We start from the raw sequence: 19,251 nt of genomic DNA, 5'->3' as shown, positions 1-19,251 counted from the left end.
GTCCGTTTTTTATCAGGAGGGTGCGCGTGGCTTCGGCATGTGGCGGATGGGGCGTCCTTTTTCCCTCACCCAAAATATCCTTTACAGATTTTTTTGGCCTATTACGTTGTAAGGAATATAGTAATAGTGATGAATATTGGAACATTCCTCATGTTTTTCCCCTTGGCATGTGTTGCCGGAGAGATGGAAAACCCCGGACGGGACCGGATCAGGCCGGAGACGGCTGCTTCCATGAAAACGCTGTGCCGGGAAGTGACGGCGGCGGAAAAACAATCGTTCCAGAACCCCTCCTTTGATGGAACACGGTATAGCATTCCGGATGCTCCGCCGTATTGGGATGCGGCTTCCCGCTCCCTGGTTTCACGCAGCATGGGACGCAACGAGGCCAACAACCCCTGTTATACTGAAACCCGGAACACACTGAGTCCGGACGGAATGCTGCTGACCACCATCCGGATGCGGAAGGTAAGGGACTCCAGGCCGTTTTTTGAAAAGGAAGTTCACCGGGCCGTTTTTCCGTATCTTTTTGTGGATTCCCTGACAGATATCGTGGAAAAAAAGGAGGAGCGCCTCTATTTCACTTTTTGGGATGTGGACCTTTCCTCGGGGGAGCTGGTCCGGATTTACGTGCGGACCTATTTGCTGCACTCCCATCAATTGGTCTCGGAAGATATCCGGTATTCAAGCTCCCGGAAGGGTAAAGATGAATAAATGCCGGGGACAGGGGGCTCCGGCATTTGAGTATATAACGGCAGGTGGATGCTCTTTAAGAGGCAAGGGGAAAAATCCCGCTGAAAGGCGTCTCTCTGCTTGTTGACTGGACGGCACGGCGGCAGGCATTTTTAAGGGAATTTCACGGATGGAAATCCGTATTGCCAGAAGGGGGTAATGGCGGTAACATTCCGCCGCTATGAGTATTGAAAGTTTCGCAAATCAGCATGTGCTGGAGTTGGTGGCTTATCAGCCGGGCAAGCCGATTGAGGAGACGGCCCGGGAACTGGGCCTGGACCCTCATGATATTGTGAAACTGGCGTCCAATGAAAATCCGCTGGGGCCGTCCCCAAAGGCGGTGGAGGCCGTTGCCCGCGCGGCTACCGGCGTTAATATTTATCCGGACGGCGCGGCCTTCCGGCTGCGTTCCGCCATTGCGGAGTTCTGCGGCGTGGAATTTGACCAGACCGTGGTGGGAACGGGTAGCAGCGAGGTGATTGAACTGATGTGCCATGCCCTGCTGAACCCCCAGGCGGAAGTGGTGGCCGCCAGGCACGCCTTTTCCATGTACCCGGTTATGAGCCAGTTGTTCGGTTCCGCGTATGTGGAGGTGCCCAACAAGCCGGACTGGACGCATGACCTGAACGGCTTCCTGGACGCCGTCACGGACAGGACGCGCATCATTTTCATCACGAATCCCACCAACCCCGTGGGCACCGTCGTGACCCAGCAGGAAATTGACGAGTTCATGGACAAGGTGCCGGAACACGTGCTGGTGTGCTTTGATGAAGCGTACCGGGAGTTTTCAGACAACCCGCCGGACACGCTGAAGTTCGTGCGTGAGGGCCGCAACGTGATTGTGCTGCGCACCTTCTCCAAGGCTTACGGGTTGGCGGGGCTGCGCGTGGGCTACGGCGTGGCGCCGGAACACGTCACCGGCATGCTGCACAAGGCGCGCGCGCCGTTCAACCTGCATGTGCTGGCGCAGGAGGCCGCCCTGGCCGCCCTGGCGGACGTGGAGCACGTGCGCCGCACGGTGGAGAACAACGCCGCGGGCATGCGTTTTTATGAAGACGCCTTCAGGGAAATGGGCCTGGAATGGATTCCCAGCCAGGGCAATTTCATCCTGGTGAAGGTGGGGCAGGGCAGGAAGGTGTTCAACGACATGCTGGCCAGGGGCGTGATCGTCCGTGCGCAGGACGGCTACGGCCTGCCGGAGTGGATCCGTATCAGCATAGGCACTCCCGCGGAAAATGCCCGTTGCCTTGAAGTTTTAAGGGAAGTTCTTTAAACATTTTCAGCGTTCATCCTGTCTCACCTGTTATGATCTCCCCTGAACAGTACATTGACGGCCTTGAATGGCGCTACGCCTGCAAGAAATTTGACCCCCATGCCCGCATTGAGGAACCCACGTGGCACGCGCTGGCGGAAAGCCTGCGCCTCAGCCCGTCCTCCCTGGGCCTCCAGCTCTGGAAATTTGTGGTGGTGACCAACAAGGAATTGAAGGCGCGCCTGCGGGAAGTCTCCTGGAACCAGTCCCAGGTGGAGGACTGCTCCCATTACGTGGTGCTGTGCGCCCGCAGGACGGCTACCCAGCGGGACGTGGACCGCTACCTGGCCCAGATTGAGTTCACGCGCCACCCGTCCGCGGAAAAGCTGGCCTCCTCCGCTGATTTTTACACCGGATACGTAAAATCCCTGACTCCGGAAAAAATGCACACGTGGCTGGACTGCCAGGTGTACATCGCCGCGGGCTTCCTGCTCAGCGCGGCGGCCGCCCTGCGGGTGGACTCCTGCACCATCGGCGGCATGGACCGTGAAAAGTATGATGAAATCCTGGGGCTGGACGGCACGCCGTACCGCTCCGTGGTGAGCGTGGCCCTGGGCTACCGCGCACAGGATGATTCCTATGCCCGCGAGGCGAAGGTGCGCTTCCCCGCCAGTGAGGTGATTGACATCCGCGCCTGATCCTTTCCTCCTGCGGGAGCGGGACGGGCCGTCTTTCCGGGAGATGCCGCGCAGGCGGCATCTCCTTTTTTAATCCCTGCGGACTTTAAGCTTCGCTTTCCGTCCAACCGGATTGTCCGGTTTCCCGGCCTTCGCACTTAAAATCTCTGCCGGAGCGAAGCGGAGGGGAATTCCTTCCTCCCCGGTTTCCGTCCGGAAAATTGTCAGGGTCGGAAGTCCCTCCTTCCCGGCGGCCATTAAAAAACATCGCAGAAGAACCTGCCGCCCGCCATGGCCCGCACCCGCCGCTCCTCTTTCAAAATAGACATGGGGGAGCGCCTGTGCTATATGGAAGGGGCGGGTGTCCTTTTTTCCTGCTTCCGTGCAAGAAATGGAGGAAAGCCGCGTATTGTTTAGCACAACCCCGGACTTACCTTTTCCCCGGAACAAACCAACATAATGAAAAAGAACATATTCCTGATGCTTGCCGCCTTTGCGGCGTCTCCGCTGATGGGGCAGGATGCTCAGCAGATTGCGAATTCCCTTTCCATCCCTGAGGTGAAAGCGGGCGCAAAGCAGTTGCCGATGCCCAGCGCTTCCGGAGCCCAGATCAAGCTGCTGGGGGCCGATTACGAAGAGCTCATCAACAGCAAGGGGAAAATAGCGCCCGTCATTTCAGACACTCCGGTCAACGTCAGCTTCAAGGTGACCAAGGACGGCAAGGAAGCCGTCAGCAAGGATTATGAAATCATGCTCAAGGCCCCGAACGCCTCCCAGGGCAACCCGAAGCCCAGGATTATCCCGGAAATCCTGCAATGGAAGGGCGGCCAGGGTGAATACAAGCTGGGTAACACGGTTACCGTAGCGTGCCCGGAAAAAGAGCTGGCGCAGATATTTGCGGCGGATATGGAAGACGTGCTCGGCCATAAGGTCAAGTTTGTGGCTCCCGGCGCCAAGGCGGATATTTCCTTTTCCGTGCTCAAGGGCGGCAGCCTGGGCAAGGAAGGGTACCGGCTCCAGGTGACCAGGGACGGCATCCGCATCGGCGCGGCCACTCCCACCGGCCTGTTCTGGGGCACGCGCACCCTGCTGCAAATGCTCCGCCAGACGCCCGGCAGCGTTCCCTGCGGCACGGCGGTGGACTTCCCCCGCTTCCAGTTGCGCGGCTTCATGCTGGATATTGCCCGCACGCCGTATCCCCTCAGCTACCTGAAGGACGTGATCCGCACCATGGCCTGGTACAAGATGAATGACCTGCACCTGGTCATCAACAACAACTTCATCTTCCAGGAGCACTATGTGGACAAGGGGCGCGACCCGTTCAAGGAGGCATATACCGCCTTCCGCCTGGAATCCAACATGAAGGGCAAGGACGGCCAGCCCCTCACCGCCCGGGACCTTTCCTACACCAAGAAGGAATTTGCGGACCTGGTTGACTACGCCGCGCGCCGCGGCATCAGCATTGTGCCGGAGATTGACACTCCCGGACACGCGCTTTCCTTCACCCGGCTGAGGCCGGACCTCATTTACAAGGGGCCCATGAATCATGAAAAACGCCGCAACGAGATGCTGGACGCCGCCAACCCGGAGACCATCAATCTTGTGGGCAAGGTGTTTGACGAGTACCTGCTGAAGGACCCCAAGCTGGGCCGTCCGGTGTTCGGCAGCAACGTGGTGCACGTGGGCGCGGATGAATTTTACGGCAACAAGGAGGACTACCGCCATTTTGCGGACGCCGTGCTGAAGCACGCCCTGAAACGCGGTTACACGCCCCGCATCTGGGGCAGCCTGAGCACCAAGCCCGGCAAAACCCCCGTGGTCAGCAAGGGCGTTCAGATGAACCTCTGGAACACCGGGTGGATGCACGCCTGGGAAGCCGTGAACCAGGGCTACGACGTCATCAATACCAATGACGGCGCCCTTTACGTGGTGCCTTACGCCAATTATTACCGCATGGACCGGAACCACAAGGGCCTGTATGAGAACTGGGTTCCCAACCGCATCGGCAGTGAAACCCTTCCCGCCGGCCATCCCCAGCTCATTGGCGCGGCCTTCGCCATCTGGAATGACATGACGGACATCATGCACTCCGGCTATGCCCCGTATGACATCTGGGGAATCGTCTCCGGCTCCATGGACGTGCTGGCGCAGAAGATGTGGGGGAAGGCCCAGGCTCCGGACTCCTTTGAACAGCACCGTGAACTGGTGAAGGCCATCGGAGACGCCCCGCGCACCAACCCCCTCCACAAGTGGAAGGACTCCAAGCCCTTCTCCGTGGTTCCCGGCAAGCTGCCCCAGCAGTTGAACCAGCCCGCGCTGGGCCCCAACTACCGCCTTGCCATGGAGCTTGAACTTTCCGCCGCTCCGGAAGGAACGGAGCAGGTGCTGCTTTCCGGCCCGGAGGGCAAGCTGTTTGCCGTCATGAAAGACGGCACCATGGGCTTCCGCCGTGATGACTCCCTGGAATTCTCCTTCGGAACCAAGCTGCCCGTCGGCAAGAAGGTGAAGGTTGAGATTGTGGGGGAACCGGAGAAAACCAGCCTGCTCATTGACGGCCAGCCCGCGGGAACCATGACGCTCAAGAGCTTCCGCAACCCGGACGAAAACTTCGGACCCCGCACCCAGGGAGTGCGCTCCACCTTCGTGCTCCCGCTGAAGGAACTGGGCTCCTCCTTCCAGGGGAAGGTGTTTAACATGACCGTGCAGCCGCAGTAACTGCCCTTCCGGGCAGCTGCGTGCACCGTGGCCTTTACAGCGTCCCGCCGTCTCCGGATGGCGGGGCGCTCTTTGTTTCCGGTGCGCTCTTTGGGATGGCGCGTGTCACAGCATCCCCCTGTACCTCATGGGAAGGTAGCCGTTCTTCTCCAGGCTGGAGCGGCTGAAAACGTGCTCCCCGCATTTCCAGACGGGCAGGGGGCCTGCTTCACTACCCATGAACCTGTCTTTTGCCGTTCCCACCCATTGGATGAACAGGAGCACATGGCGTCCCGGCGCAATCAGGATATCCCCCGTGCGGAGCTCCTCCCACGGCACGGGCCGGGAAAGGGCCGGAAGCTCCCGCGTGGAAAAGGGCCTGTCCAGGCGCCAGCAGCGGGAGACGAAGCCGGAGCAGTCCACCCCGGCGGCAAAACGGCTGACGGCGGCATCCCCCGCCGCCTGTTTTTCCGCCGTTCCCATGTCTCCGGCGGCGGCAGGGGCGCCTCCGCTGGCGGCGTCCGCCTTCAACCGTGCGGCAAACTGGCGCGGGGTGTCAAAGCCGCCCCATTTGTACGGCATGCCCGTGGAACGCTTGCCGGGGCGCCACCACGCGCCGGCATGGTCGCCGGGAGCGGCCGCGTCCGGCGTGTCAATGCGGATGCCGTCCGGGTCTTCTCCATGGCGGACGTTCCGGGAGGAACCCTTCCAGACCATGGCGGTGTAAGCCCTGCTGGTTTCAAGGGCTTCACGGCGGGTGACGGAGGAGGCCGGAGGCAATATCTCCGGCACGCCGGGGGAGCAGGCCCCCAGGCAGACGGAAAAGGTGAGCAGCGTCAGGGCGTTGGTCATGGCCTGCATGTGTAGCTCCTTCCCGCCGTGGAGGCAAGGATGATTGCTGGAGAACGCTTTTTATTCGGAAAACGAACGGCCTGGAAGCTTGACTACATGGCGGAATATGTGAAAAAGGTGTTAACCAAGGCGGAAAGGAGTGGAAGAGGCTTCCGTTCGTTCTCCTCCGCTTTCCATCACTTTAAACTTTTATGGACGAAGAACAACAAATCATCCAGGAACCGGTTCAGGAGCCCGCTCCTGAAAAACAGACGGACAAGACGCAGGCCACCCTTACGGCGGTATCTCCGCTGGTGTCTGTCTTTTTCGGCTTCTCCACCGGCGTAAACATTATTCCGCCCCTGATCTGCTGGCTGGTCTGGAAGGAAACCAACCCCCTGGTGGACAAGGTGGGCAAGAACATCCTGAATGCCCAGATTTCCTGGGCGATTTATACGGTGGCGGCTTTCCTTTTATGTTTTGTATTGATCGGCTTCGTGCTGGCCCCCGCAATCATCATCGCCTGGATTGTTTTCGCCATTATCACTGCCGTGAAGGTGGCCAATGGAGATTATGATTACGTAGCACCCCTCACCATCAAATTCCTGAAATAACGGATACTTCCAGTTTCCAACTGCACAAAAAAGCCGCCGGCGTTCTGTGCCGGCGGCTTTTTTGTGCAGAGGGGTTCCGTCCCGGCGCGGTTCAGATGGGCAGTTCCTTCTCACTACCGCCGTACATGAAGGAGTGCAGCAGGCGCGTGACCTGGTTCTGTTCCGCCCGCAGTTGGGCGGCGGGGCGCAGGGCGGCATACGTCAGGCTGTCATGCCCGGTGAATTCCCGCATGTTGAAGCCCTGGAAGCTGGTCATGGGTTCGCTGTCATGGAAAAGCTTGCCTCTTCTGAGCAGCTCGTCAAAAACATGCTCCGCCTCCCGCGTGCGCGTCAGTGCGTTTTCCGGATGGGGCACGCGGATGACCAGCGCGCCGCCGTCCCCGCGGAAGTTGATGCCCGCGCCCGCCATCACGTCCGCGGAAGGCTGGCTGGTGACGCTGCCCAGCAGCAGCACACCGTCGTCCACCAGGTGGATGCGGCTGGCATGGGCCTCCTCCTTCACGTGTAGCACGCCGCCGTAAATGTGGGTGGAGACGTTCCCGGAAAACTTACGGATGCGCATCAGGCCGTGCCTGATGATGAGTTCCGAGTTCTCGGCGGGCAAGTCCACTTCAGAGGCGAACAGCCAGCCGTCCGTCATCACGATCCTGCCTTCGTGCTCCCGGGAGCCCAGGATGCGCCCCTGTCCCATCAGCAGGCGCCCCCCGTTGATCTCCAGGCTGCCCTTGGCCTTGCTGCCCAGAAACACGGTCATGTGGTCCGGCAGGTTGCCCAGGAGGGTCAGGGTGCCTCCGTTCCGGATGACCAGGTGCGCCGTGCCGTGCCCGTGGTCCGGCTGGTTGGGGCCTCCCACGTAAACGGGAGCGTTGATGATGTAAAGATTTCCGCCGGAATCAACGGTGAGGGAATCCTGAATGTCTGTCTGGCCCTGCACCACGTCATTGCTGATGGTGACCGGGCACATGTAGGAGACGCGGTTCATGGATGAGGCTGAAAGCGGCATCATCCCTGTTAGAATGAATGGGTTGATATTGCTCATGGCGTTGGTCCTATAGCTGGGTTGGCGTTCGCGGCGCGGTGGATGCGCGCCAATGATATTAGACCGTCCGGGAGGGAGAAATGTTCGGGTAAATTTACCTTATTTTCTTCCGGACGGGGGAAACGCAGTTTTCCGCATGGCGGACTACTCCCACTCCACGCGGGTCAGCTCCAGCTCCCGCCCGCGCAGGATGGCCAGGGCGGGGTCCCCGCAGCCGGGGCAGATGTAGCCGTGCTCCGTGAAGAAAAAATCCGCGCGGCACGCGTCGCAATGGCACAGGGCCTCCACCCAGGTGACGTCCAGGGAGGCGTCCCGCGCCGCATAAGCGTCTCTCAGGGCCAGGAAGGCGGATTGGAGGGCCTCCGGAACCACGCCGCTCAGGCTGCCTACGGTCATGTGCACGCGCATCAGCCGGGTTCCCCCGTTCTTTTCCATGAGCTGCCGGGCCATGTCCAGCGCCCCTTCCATGATGCCTACCTCATGCATGGGCGTCTTTCCGCGCCTCCTGTTCCGCCAGCGCACGGGAAATGAGGGTTTCCACCAGTTCCAGCGCCTGCGGCACGGCTCCCCGCACCTCTGCGGACATGGGCTGGCAGAAGTCCGTGTGCCTCGCCTCCACCCCCACCAGCGTGATGGCGCGCGGCAGGGTGCCGCACAGCTGGGCCGCGCCCAGAACCTCCTTCATTCCTATCTGGTGGGGAGAAATGACGTGGGAAAAATGGCGCGGGATTTCATCCCTGCTGCGGGTGACCACGCTCCCCGGCGTGGCGCCCGTCTTCACGGCGTCCAGCAGGATGACCGTATCCGCGTCCTCCAGCAGGGGCAGCAGGGTCATGCCCAGCGTTCCGCCTTCCTCCACATGGACCATCGGGCCGTAATCCCGCTCCTGGAGGCGGTGCGCCAGCTCCACGCCTATGCCGTCATCCCCCATGAGCGGGTTGCCCACGCCCAGCACGAGCACGGGATAGGCGTTCCCCTTCACGGGGCAGCCCCGGAGTTCTTCCGTATATTCCTCGGATTCCATGAAAAGTATGGGGAAAGGTAGTTATTCATCCCGGAATTTGACGCCCTTGCGCAGCCAGCGCCCTCCGCTGAACATGGAGGAGATGGTGCCGTCCCGGTCCACGTTCCCGGAGAGGATGGAGAGGTACACGTGGATCATGGCGAAGATGATGAAGCACCACATGCCGATCAGGTGCACCAGGCGCACGTACGGAATGCCTATCAGGTCATTCAGGGGCATGAACAGGTGGTAAAACCAGTGGCGCGGCTCATACAGGGCATACAGGGCCAGCCCGGTCACCACCATGGTGGTGAACAGGACGTAAACGCCCGTGTACGTCCACTGCTGGAGGGGATTGTGGCCGATGTACCGGGGGGCCAGGGCGCTCCGGGCGCACACATAATCCCACGCCGTGGCGAACAGGTCCTTCCACTGCTGTCTGGAAACGGGGAAAAGGGCGCGGAAGCTCTGGTACTTGTTGGACGCCATGAAGAAGCAGGAAAAGCGGAGCATCATCACCACCACCAGGGTCCACCCCAGCGCGTAGTGCACGAAGCGGAGCGTGCCGAACTGGAAGGCCCCGTGCAGGTCCCCCATCTTCAGGAACCACCCTTCCGCAATGCAGATGCCGGTGGCCGCCAGGCCGATGATGCAGAACACCCAGGTCCAGTGCAGCACGCGCAGCGGCCAGTCCCATACGTGGAAGTAGCGGAAGTTCGCCTTGGCCTTGGACAGGCTGCGGACGTCCCGCATGGCGTGCATGGGCACCACGCCCAGCAGTTGCCACGGGGCGCCGGGGCGGTGCACGGCGATGGCCACGGGTTCAAAGCCGGAGGAGGAATACTCCTCAAAGGCCTTCCTGATGTTCTCCCTTTCCTGGTGGCCCGCTTCACACAGCTTTTCCAGGGCCCTCAGGCTGCCGCGCGCCACCATGAAGGGGGCGGCGTCCTCCCTGTCCGCGGCTTTCAGCATGACCGTGCTGTACGGCCTTTCCCGGGTGGGGGCCTGCCAGGAATCCTTCTGCTGCGCGTACGGGAGCGCCACGTTCCGCTCCTTGGCGGCGTGGAGCAGGGCCAGATCCCCGGGGTCCGCGCTGCCGTCCGGAGAGGCGCACACGGCCAGGGCCAGCACCTCCTGCGGCGTGTTGGCCGGAGTGGCCGGAATGGCGTCCTCCACCGCCAGGGTGAGGTCATTGTCTATGAGAATCGTTTTCACGGGTCCTGTCTGGTCAGAATGGCCTCCCCTTCCTCGTCAAACAAATGGACGGCGCAGGATTGGCACGGATCATAGCTGTGAACGGTGCGCAGGGGTTCCACCGGGCGGGTGGGGTCCACCAGCGGGTGTTTTCCGGTATGGGCCAGGGAATACTCGTACGGCCCCATCTGCCCCTCCGCGTCGCGGCCGGAGCTGTTCCAGGTGCTGGGAACCACGGCCTGGTAATTCACCGTCTGGCCGTTTTCAATCCGCACCCAGTGGCTCAGGCTGCCGCGGGGCGCCTCCACCCAGCCCACGCCCTTGCAGGAGGAGGGCCAGGTTTCCGGCTCCCATTTTTCCGGGTTGAAGGTGGCGGTCTCCCCGTTCTTGATGCGGTCCGTCATCTCCTGGAGCTGGTTTACCATCATGTCCACGTTGATCAGGGCGTCCAGGGAGCGGCCGTACACGCGGCCCAGCGTGGAGTTCAGGAAGGCGTTGTCACGGGGAATGCCCAGCTTGTCGCAGGCGGCGTCCACCCGTTCCACGATGGCGGGCACCCCCTGGGCGTAACCGATCATCATGCGGGCGTTCGGGCCCACGGCCATGGCGTGGCCGTCATAGCGCGGGGCCTTCACCCAGGTGTACTGCGGGTGGTCGGAAAGCCACTTGTAGGGCGGGCGCGGGCCGTTGTAGTCCGCGTTCGTCTCCCCGTCATACGGGGCCAGGCCCGCGTCCCGGCCTTCCGTGTACTTGTACCAGGCGCTGGTGACGAATTCCTTGATCTTGTCCTGGTCAAACGGGAGCACGTTTTTATAGTCCCCGTTCAGCAGCACGCCGGGTTTGATCGTTCCCTTGCCAGCGGGAGCTCCGGTGTTGATCTCGGACGGGTCCCCGGTGCAGAAAAAGTTGGGGTTGGACGCGCCTATGTGGGCGTAATCCTTGTAAAATCCGGCAATGGCCACGATGTCCGGGTAATATACCTTGTGGATGAAGTCATGGCAGGTCTGCACGAGCTGTTTCAGGTAGCTCAGGGCAAACTGGTTGATGGCCTGGTCATTGTTCATGTTAATGGCGCAGGCCATGCCGCCCACCAGGAAGTTCGGGTGCGGATTCTTGCCGCCCAGGATGGTGTGGATCTTGATCATGTCCCGCTGCCAGACCAGGGCCTGGAGGTAATGCGCCACGCCCAGCAGGTTCACCTCCGGCGGCAGCTTGTAGGCCGGGTGGCCCCAGTAGCCGTTCGTGAAAATGGAGTACTGCCCGTGGGCGATGGAATCCTTCAGCTTCTGCTGCACGCCCGCAAAATACGAGGCGGAGGACAGGGGCCAGTCTGAAAGGGACTTGGCGATGGCGGCGGTCTCCTTGGGGTCCGCCTTCAGGGCGGACATCACGTCCACCCAGTCCATGGCCTGGAGCTGGTAAAAGTGGATGACGTGGTCCTGGATGCCCAGGGCGCCGCTGACCAGGTCCCGCATGAGGCGCGCCTGGACGGGAACGGGGTATTGCAGGGCGTCCTCCACGGCGGCCAGGGCCGCAATGGCGTGCGTGCCCGTGCAGACGCCGCAGATGCGTTCCACAAAGGCCCATACGTCCCGCGGGTCCCGCTTGCAGGCGATCACCTCAATGCCGCGGTACTGCGTGGTGGAAGTCCAGGCGTTCTTGATCACGCCGTCTCCGGCCTCCATCTCCACGCGCAGGTGGCCTTCAATGCGCGTCACGGGGTCAATGACCACGCGGCTGGATTCCGGAACGTCCGCTGATGTGTAATTGCTCATGGTAATCTGGTGGTGGTAAGGGCTTCTGTTTATTCTTCCGTTTCCTTGTCCGGGGAGCCGGGCGCGTCACCGAAGGCGGGGAGGGATACGTTCGCCTCCTCCTTCATGTGCTGCCGCTTGTAATGGATGGCGGAGCCCACGGCATGGGCGGCGATGGCCGCGCCCGCGCCCGCTACGCCCACCGCGCCGATCACGTTGGCGGACGCCTCCACGCCGAAGCCGTTCACGTTCGGCAGCGTCTTGTAAAAGGGAGTCATGCGGTCAAAGAAGTACAGCTCCGTACAGCCGATGCAGGGGTGGCCGGACTGGATGGGGAAGCTGACGCCCCCGTTCCATTTCACGATGGGGCAGGGGGAGAACGTATCCGGCCCCTTGCAGCCCACCTTGTACAGGCAGAAGCATTCCCGCGCGTTCTCGTCGTCAAACACGTTGACGAACTGGCCGGCGTCAAAGTGGGCGCGGCGCGGGCAGTTGTTATGGATGCGGGTGCCGTACGCCATCAGCGGGCGCGTTTCCAGGTCGCACTCCGGAGCGCGGTCAAAGGTGAGGATGTACATGATGACGGCGGTAATCACGTCCCCGATGGGCGGGCAGCCCGGCACGTTGATGACCGTGCGGTCCGTCAGGATGTCCCGGATGCCCACGGCCCCGGTGGGGTTGGGGCGGGCGGCCTGGATGGAGCCGAAGTACGCGCAGGAGCCCACCGCCAGGATGTAGGAGGCGTTTTCCGCGCAGTGGCGCAGCATGTGCTCCACCGTATCCCCGGCCACGGTGCAGTACACCCCGCCGTCATTGAGCGGAACGGAACCGTTGATGACCAGGATATGGGGTTCCTTGATCGCCTCTTCCAGGGCGGCGTTGGCCGCGTCCCCGGAGGGAGCCATCAGAAGCTCCACGTAAGGCATGGAGACGGCGGAAAGCACCATGTCCCCGATCTCCTCATTATAACTGCGGATGGTGCTTTCCAGGCACCCGGTGCACTCCTGGAGCTGGAGCCAGATGACCACCGGGCGTTTCAGGGCGGCCATCTTGTCCGCAATCTCCTGGGCGTTGGAAACGCCACCGGTCACGGTGGCGACGCCCATCAGGGCAATCATCTTCAGGCACCACTTGTTGAACTCACGCCGACTGACGCCGCGCCGCTCCATGTGTTCCCCCAGGGTCTCCCCCGGGCGCCAGGTGGTTAATATCTCATGGTTCAGGGAGGCCTGCTCCGCCTCCTGCATGGAAGGTTGCTGAGTGCGCTTCATGTGCGTGGTCCAGGTAAATCGTTTCCATTTAGACACGATTTTAAGGAAATGCGATCAATATTTTCCAATTTCTCCGGGCGCCCGTTACCAGGACCAGACGTTCTGGACCTGGAACACCACGGCCGTCTGGCCCCTGCGTCCGTTCACGGGATTCTTGACGAGCTGAATGTCAGGCTGGAGCGTCATGGTGGGCGTCACCTGCGCCACGTACGTCAGTTCAATGCCGTATTCATTCTTGTTCACGTACGGGCCGTTCTTTTTGGCGCCCTGCTGCCAGAGGAAGCCCAGGCCCAGGTACCCGTCATTGGAAGCTCCCTTGCCCCGGAAGGGGGAGAGAAGAACCAGCCCGGTGGTGGCTGCCACGCGCACGCCGGTCAGCGTGGCGGCGTCATCACTGGCCCAGCCGCCGCGGAAGAACCAGCCCAGGTGGCTGGCGCGGCCCAGCTGCTGCTGGAAGTTCACGGCTACGCCGCCGCCGTTGTCCCCGCCGCTGGTGGTGAAGAAGGGCTGGAGGCGGTACACGCCGGAACCCATGCCGCAGAAGTCCTCCGCCACGTAGCCGAATTCAAGCACGTTCGTCCAGTTGTCCGAGTTCAGGTTCCTGAACGGATTGTGGTTCTGGGTCATGTTGTTGGCGGCGGTGGCCCCCATCACATAAAAGGAGGTGGTGGGCTGCCACGCGAAATGGAACCCCAGGGAATTATCCGTCAGGGGGAGCATGGGATTGTTGCCGAAAACGCTGTTGGTCAGGTTATTGTTGTGGGAGTTGGCGTAGGCGTTGTGGTCCATGTAGTTGGTGGTGTCCAGCTGGCCCGCCATCAGCAGGAGCTTGCCGCCCGCGCCCACCCACGCCAGGCTCAGGTTGCTGAGGTGGGGGTCCGGCCCCTGGAAGGAGCTGGTGGGGTTCTGGAGGGAGCCCAGCGTGGTGGCGGGGCCCTTGTTCCCTTCATTGAAGTCAAAGCCGTTGCCGAAGTCGAACTCGGAGGCCAGGTACAGGCCGCTTCCCGTGGAATTGTTGCGGAAAATGGTGATGTTGGTCAGCAGGGAGCCGTTGTAGGAGGGGAAATCCGTCTTCCCCTCCAGGCCGCCGCCCGTCAGGCCCGTGTAGTTGAAGCCGAACTGGGCGGAATAGGTGATGCCGTATCTGGACAGGGCGGTCTTGATCTTTTGCGCCCCAGTGGAAATCATGTCTTCACGGATCCAGGCGTTCGGTTCCGCGCAGGTATTGCCGAAGACGTAGGAACTGTCCAGGTACGGCATCATCTTGAGCGGCTTGGCCGCAAACCATTCAATGCCGGGTGTGGAGGGCCTGGCCTCATGCTGGAGCAGTACGCTGGGCTTGGTGGGAACGCCGGGCGTCCTCTTGGTGATTTGTTCTTCCGGGCGCATGCCCTTCAACAGGCTTGGGCTTATTTCCCGGCCTTCCAGCGTTTTCACGCGCAGGCCGCGTTCCGTGTTCAGATAGGGAGGAGTGGTCGTGACTGGAGGGACCTGCTGGGCCAGGACGGGATCGCAGGAGGTGACGACGGCAGCGGCGCACAAGGTGGGGAGCATGACATGTTTCATATAGACAATCAGACAAGGCGGCGCCCGGAAGTGTCATAACTCAATTGAAAAGCTGACACGAATACCTGTTTTTTACCGTCTTTCCGGAAAAAGGGAAAACAGATTTCCTCCGTAGATGCGTGCGGAGTACTGAATCCGCCGCCAGGTTCCGGGCTTGGGAGGAAAGGTTTTTTCCCGGCTTTTGTGCATATAAAATCCGGCAGGCGGAGAAGGGATTCTTTTTTAGAGAATGGCGTACGGGGGCAGCGGACTGACGTAAGGAACGGGCCCCGTGGATGGAATATGGGAAGAGAGGAAGCGTCCACAGGCGGGTTCCCGAATATAAAAGGGCCGTTCCGGTTGTCCGGAACGGCCCTGAAGGTAAAGGAGGGTTTTGGAACCCCTGTGATTATTTCACGGCGATCGTCTGTTCGCGGTCGGGGCCCACGCCCACTGTGGTGATGGGGCAGCCGATGAGCTCGCTCATGCGCTTGACGAACTTCTTGGCGTTTTCCGGAATCTCTTCCCAGGAACGGCAGGCGGAGATGTCCTGCATCCAGCCGGGCATGGTTTCATACACGGGCTTGCAGCGTTCCCATTCATCCACCGTGGCGGGCGGGTAGGCCTGGATTTCACCGTCCAGGTCATAGCCCGTGCAGATCTTGATTTCCGGGCACTTGTCATAGCCGTCCAGGTTGGTCATGGCCATTTCGTCAAAGCCGTTGAACATGGCGGAGAAGCGGAGCAACACGCCGTCAGCCCAGCCGCAGCGGCGGGGGCGGCCCGTAGTGGCGCCGAACTCGCGGCCCATGCTGTGCAGGTGGTTGGAGATTTCTTCATCCTCCGTGACGAAGGGGCCGGAACCCACGCGGGTGGTGTAAGCCTTGCACACGCCGATGATGCGGTCAATCTTGTGCGGCGGCACGCCCGTGCCGGTGCAGGCGCCGGCGGAAGAGGTGTTGGAGGAGGTGACGAACGGGTAGGTGCCGAAGTCCACGTCCAGGTACGCGCCCTGCGCGCCTTCAAAGAGGATGCTCTTTCCGGAGGTCACGGCTTCATGCATGACCGGAATGGTGTTGGTGATGTGGGGGCGCAGCTCGTCCGCGGCGGCGGTTACTTCCTTCACCATCTTTTCTTCATCCATGGCGGGAAGGCCCATGCGCTCCATTTCCGCGTTCGCCATCTTGATGCGGCGGCGCAGCACTTCGTCAAAAATTTGGGGGTCCCTCATGTCCGCCATGCGCACGCCGATGCGGCGGGCCTTGTCCGCGTACGTGGGGCCGATGCCGCGCTTGGTGGTGCCGATGGCCTTTTTGCCGAGGGAGGATTCCTGGGCGGCGTCCATTTCCTTGTGGAAGGGAAGGACCACGTGGGCGCGGTCGGAGATGAGAAGATTGTCCTTGGTGATGGAAACGCCCTGGCCGCGGAGTTCATTGATTTCCTCCACCAGGCCGATGGGGTCCAGCACTACACCATTACCGATGACGCAAAGCTTGCCGGGCCACAGGATGCCGGACGGGACCAGGTGCAGGATATACTTCTTCCCGTTGGCGATTACGGTATGGCCGGCGTTGTTGCCGCCCTGGCCGCGTGCAACCACGTCGGCCGATTCCGTCAGGAAGTCGATCATTTTGCCTTTGCCTTCGTCGCCCCATTGGGAGCCGATAATAATGGTATTCATGATAAAAATGGAACTCGGAGACCTTAATGATATTCCCGCCTTATGGCAAGACAATCTTACCAAGTTGTTAAGTTTTCCTGATATTACAGGCAACCTTTCCGCACGGCGCGGAAGCCGGGGCATCAGCGGAAGTGCAGGGCGGAGCGGTGCGCCTCCTGCGGGACCAGCGTTTTCCAGACGTCTTCATCCGCGGCGATCATGCGCTGGATGTCCCGCGGCGTGTGGCGCAGCAGGAATTCGTTAAAGAAGGGGACGTCCACCACCAGGCCGTTGGCCAGGAAGTGCTGGTACAGGTGCACGTACTGCTCCGGGGCGCGGAAGGTGCGGGCCGTGACGAATTCCCCGGATTTGCGGTTCAGCCAGGGGGAGACGTACAGGCGCGTCTTGTTCTGGAAGGTGCGTCCGAAGGATTCCAGGATGCCGCCGGGGATGTCTTCCGTCCATTTTTCCTTGAACAGTTCATTCAGCAGGCCGATGGAGAGGGCGATGGCGATGGGCTCGTTCGTGTAGCGCGCGAGGAGTTCCGACAGGTTGTCAAACCGGGCCATCTTGGTGATCAGCACGTTTTTCCCCAGGGCCTTCAGGCTGTCCGCGCGGTCCAGGAACTCCAGGTGGTCCACGTCGTCCCCGCGGAGCAGGTTGTTCATGGAAATTTCACAGATCTCCAGGCAACGGTCCGCCTGCGTCTCGTTAATGTGGGTGAGGAAGGTTTTCTTTACCTGCGCCATTACTTCCAGATGCAGGTTGGAGACGGGGTTGAAGCTGCCCCTCATCAGCACGATGGGGCGTTTGTACAGTACGTCCGCCGCCTGGGCCACCTGGCCGTTTGCCAGGAACAGGGTGGCGGGGGTCAGGCCGGACTGAACCAGCTGGAGGGCAAAGAGGCGGTTGTCCACCATGGAGAAGCCGTGGCCCTCAAAACGGACCACGTCTATTTCCACCAGGCGGGGGTCCAGATTGTCTATCAGGGATTCAATGAATTCCTCCAGCCGGTCCCTTTTGAAAAAGACGGCGTGCAGAATGTTGACGCCCAGGATGCCCAGGTCCTTCATCTGGCTGTCGTGGTCCGGGTCATTCAGACGCACGTGGATAATCAGGTCGGAAGGTTCCGCCCCCGGCTTCAGCTGGAAGCGCACGCCTATCCACCCGTGCCACGGTCCGTTGTCCCGGTAGCCCTTCACCTTCACCGTATTGCAGAAGGCGAAGAAGCGCGTGTCCTTCCCGCGCTGCGGTCCCAGGCGGTTGACGAGCTGGGTGAACTCATAATCCAGCATGCCTTTCAGGCGCTCTTCAGAGACGTAGCGCTTGACGGGGCCGTACAGCGTGTCGCTGACAGTCATGTCATAGGCGGAGATGGTCTTGGCCACCGTGCCGGCGGCTCCGGACGCCCGGAAAAACCAGTTGGCCGTTTCCTGTCCGGCGCCGATTTCCGCAAAGGTGCCGTAAATGGTGGTGGCCAGATTGAGTTGGAGGGCTTTGTCCTGTGTTTGCGCTAATGCTTTGGAACTCATGGAAAACGGGGGAACCGGGTCTGGATTGGTCAGTTGGTGGCGGGAAGAAGGTTGCGGGTGGCGTCGCTCATCCACCCGGAATACAGCAGTTTGTCAATGATGACGGACTGGCCGCCGGGCAGGTCCGCCGGATAATGGATGAGCACGCAGGCGCGCACGGGGCCGTTGTAAAGGAGCTTGGTCAGTTCCAGGGCCAGGGGGGAATACCTGTCCACGTACGCGTTCAGGCGTTCGCCGTTGGGGAATTCAAGGTTGAAGCTGATGTAGGCCGTGTTGCGGTAGCTTTCCGGGGAGGACTCCTCCAGGAAGGGCGCCTGGTAAAGGCCGGACATGCTGAGGGCTATCCTGACGGGAACGGGCGTGGAGGGCCTCTTGGCTTCCAGCTCCGCCGGGAGCATGGGGGAATAACCTTCCCACGCCTCCCAGTCCAGCTTCCATTTGGCGGAATCCCGGTCATACAGGAAGACGGCGGGGCGCATGGTGTTGTCATCCATCAGCACGGAGATTTGGAGCAGGTCTCCGTTCTTGGAGCTCTTGCCCGCTTCCTGCGGCAGGTAGTCCTTATACCGTCCGTAAGCGGCCCAGTGCTTCATTTTGGGACGCGTGGCGGCGGGGTCCATCACGTAGTTGAGCCTCTCTTCATCTGATTTGGCCATGCAGTACAGGGCCAGTTGATTCATGGCCGCCGTGATGTGGGCGGACACGGTTTCCGCCTCCCGGTCATCCCCGCTGCGGGAGCGGGAGGCCAGGCGGTACTGCTGTTCCCTCTGCTGGAGTTCTCTCAGCAGTTCCTTGTTCACCTCCGGGGAGAAATCCGCTTCATGGTCCACAAACCGGTCGGAAATGTTCAGAATCTTGGAGCTTTCCGCTTCCATGTCCCTGCCGCGCAGGAACATGAACACGCCCAGGGAAGCCAGCACCAGGCCTGCGGCAAGCAGCCAGATGTGCCAGGTGGGGCGGCGCTCCGTGCGCGCGGCCTCCATGGCGGTGGGCTTGTATTCCGGTTCCGCCTGCGCCAGGGAGGCGCTGCGGGCGGTGGTGATGGCGGGGGCGGCGTTCCCCTGTTCCTTGCGTTTGCGGATTTTTGTGGTGTGTTCCGCAGGAACGGGAACCGGGGTTCCGGAAGCGGGGATGCTGCGCCTGTCCGCCTTTTTTTGAGGGGCCAGGGCGGATGCGGAAGAGGGGCTCTTTTCCTCCGGCTGCGCGGAGTTCTGCGGAAGGGAGGGTTCAGGTTCCGGGGTCTGTGCCGGGAGGGCGGCCGCCCGTTCTTGCGGTGCCTGTGCGGGCTTTTCCTCCTGTGCCGGGGCTGCGGCCTCCTTTTCCTTCCGGGCCGTGACCGGGGCGGAACAGATGGGGCAGGTGACCTGGCGTCCCAGAGAAGACGTTTCCACGGCAAAGAGGTTGCCGCATGACGGGCAGGTGCAGGCTACCGTATCCTGGGATGGGGAGGGCATGG

The 19,251-nt window shown here is 61.3% G+C and carries 16 protein-coding genes; 5 read left to right on the top strand and 11 right to left on the bottom strand.

From position 1 onward, the window contains the following. Positions 1-183: 183 nt before the first annotated feature. From ABGM91_RS12010 to ABGM91_RS11995, 4 genes are all read left to right on the top strand, one after another. Positions 184-711 carry a hypothetical protein gene (locus ABGM91_RS12010; protein WP_354832636.1) on the top strand — a complete coding sequence of 176 codons (528 nt, stop codon included), beginning with the start codon at positions 184-186 and terminating at the stop codon, positions 709-711. Positions 712-910: 199 nt separating this feature from the next. Beyond that, a complete protein-coding gene (gene hisC / locus ABGM91_RS12005) occupies positions 911-2,002 on the top strand; it encodes a histidinol-phosphate transaminase (protein ID WP_354832634.1) in 1,092 nt (363 codons plus the stop codon). Between the two features lie 32 nt (positions 2,003-2,034). Continuing rightward, positions 2,035-2,679 carry an NAD(P)H-dependent oxidoreductase gene (locus ABGM91_RS12000; protein WP_215428500.1) on the top strand — a complete coding sequence of 215 codons (645 nt, stop codon included), beginning with the start codon at positions 2,035-2,037 and terminating at the stop codon, positions 2,677-2,679. Positions 2,680-3,117: 438 nt separating this feature from the next. Continuing rightward, on the top strand, positions 3,118-5,373 hold the full coding sequence (locus ABGM91_RS11995; RefSeq protein ID WP_354832631.1) for a family 20 glycosylhydrolase: 2,256 nt from the start codon (positions 3,118-3,120) through the stop codon (positions 5,371-5,373). Positions 5,374-5,478: 105 nt separating this feature from the next. Here the strand turns inward: ABGM91_RS11995 and ABGM91_RS11990 are convergent, their stop codons facing one another. Continuing rightward, positions 5,479-6,204, bottom strand: a complete 726-nt coding sequence (locus tag ABGM91_RS11990) for a hypothetical protein (RefSeq protein ID WP_354832629.1) — start codon at positions 6,202-6,204, stop codon at positions 5,479-5,481. A gap of 191 nt (positions 6,205-6,395) precedes the next feature. Here ABGM91_RS11990 and ABGM91_RS11985 point away from each other — a divergent pair, with 191 nt between their 5' ends. Further along, positions 6,396-6,797: a DUF4870 domain-containing protein gene (locus ABGM91_RS11985; RefSeq protein ID WP_354832627.1), complete on the top strand. Its 402-nt coding sequence runs from the start codon at positions 6,396-6,398 to the stop codon at positions 6,795-6,797. A gap of 91 nt (positions 6,798-6,888) precedes the next feature. Here the strand turns inward: ABGM91_RS11985 and ABGM91_RS11980 are convergent, their stop codons facing one another. The 10 genes from ABGM91_RS11980 to ABGM91_RS11935 all read right to left on the bottom strand — a co-directional run bounded on the left by ABGM91_RS11980 (position 6,889) and on the right by ABGM91_RS11935 (position 19,249). Continuing rightward, positions 6,889-7,779: a hypothetical protein gene (locus tag ABGM91_RS11980; protein WP_215428504.1), complete on the bottom strand. Its 891-nt coding sequence runs from the start codon at positions 7,777-7,779 to the stop codon at positions 6,889-6,891. A gap of 201 nt (positions 7,780-7,980) precedes the next feature. Next, entirely contained in the window at positions 7,981-8,322 is a 342-nt protein-coding gene (locus ABGM91_RS11975; RefSeq protein ID WP_290565259.1) for a hydrogenase maturation nickel metallochaperone HypA, read from the bottom strand. Beyond that, complete coding sequence (locus ABGM91_RS11970; protein WP_354832624.1) at positions 8,315-8,860, bottom strand: HyaD/HybD family hydrogenase maturation endopeptidase; 546 nt, start codon at positions 8,858-8,860, stop codon at positions 8,315-8,317. The genes ABGM91_RS11975 and ABGM91_RS11970 overlap by 8 nt, the downstream gene beginning before the upstream one ends. Before the next feature lie 21 nt (positions 8,861-8,881). Next, positions 8,882-10,054: a cytochrome b/b6 domain-containing protein gene (locus tag ABGM91_RS11965; protein WP_354832622.1), complete on the bottom strand. Its 1,173-nt coding sequence runs from the start codon at positions 10,052-10,054 to the stop codon at positions 8,882-8,884. Continuing rightward, the gene (locus ABGM91_RS11960) at positions 10,051-11,808 is read right to left on the bottom strand and encodes a nickel-dependent hydrogenase large subunit (RefSeq protein WP_354832620.1); all 1,758 of its coding nucleotides are present in this window, start codon (positions 11,806-11,808) and stop codon (positions 10,051-10,053) included. The genes ABGM91_RS11965 and ABGM91_RS11960 overlap by 4 nt, the downstream gene beginning before the upstream one ends. A gap of 29 nt (positions 11,809-11,837) precedes the next feature. Next, positions 11,838-13,058: a hydrogenase small subunit gene (locus ABGM91_RS11955; protein ID WP_251841442.1), complete on the bottom strand. Its 1,221-nt coding sequence runs from the start codon at positions 13,056-13,058 to the stop codon at positions 11,838-11,840. 84 nt (positions 13,059-13,142) lie between these two features. Next, the gene (locus ABGM91_RS11950) at positions 13,143-14,612 is read right to left on the bottom strand and encodes a carbohydrate porin (RefSeq protein WP_354832618.1); all 1,470 of its coding nucleotides are present in this window, start codon (positions 14,610-14,612) and stop codon (positions 13,143-13,145) included. A 400-nt stretch (positions 14,613-15,012) separates the two neighbouring features. Beyond that, complete coding sequence (locus ABGM91_RS11945) at positions 15,013-16,284, bottom strand: adenylosuccinate synthase (protein ID WP_215428510.1); 1,272 nt, start codon at positions 16,282-16,284, stop codon at positions 15,013-15,015. A gap of 122 nt (positions 16,285-16,406) precedes the next feature. Further along, positions 16,407-17,795 (bottom strand): TonB-dependent receptor, encoded by a 1,389-nt coding sequence (locus tag ABGM91_RS11940; RefSeq protein ID WP_215428511.1) that lies wholly within the window; start codon positions 17,793-17,795, stop codon positions 16,407-16,409. Between the two features lie 29 nt (positions 17,796-17,824). Beyond that, a complete protein-coding gene (locus tag ABGM91_RS11935; RefSeq protein WP_354832615.1) occupies positions 17,825-19,249 on the bottom strand; it encodes a hypothetical protein in 1,425 nt (474 codons plus the stop codon). Positions 19,250-19,251: the final 2 nt, after the last annotated feature.

Source organism: Akkermansia muciniphila (genome assembly GCF_040616545.1).
Taxonomy (GTDB): Bacteria; Verrucomicrobiota; Verrucomicrobiia; order Verrucomicrobiales; family Akkermansiaceae; genus Akkermansia; species Akkermansia muciniphila_E.
Note: the sequence above shows the minus strand (reverse complement) of the source record. Positions and strands in the feature narration are given on the sequence as shown.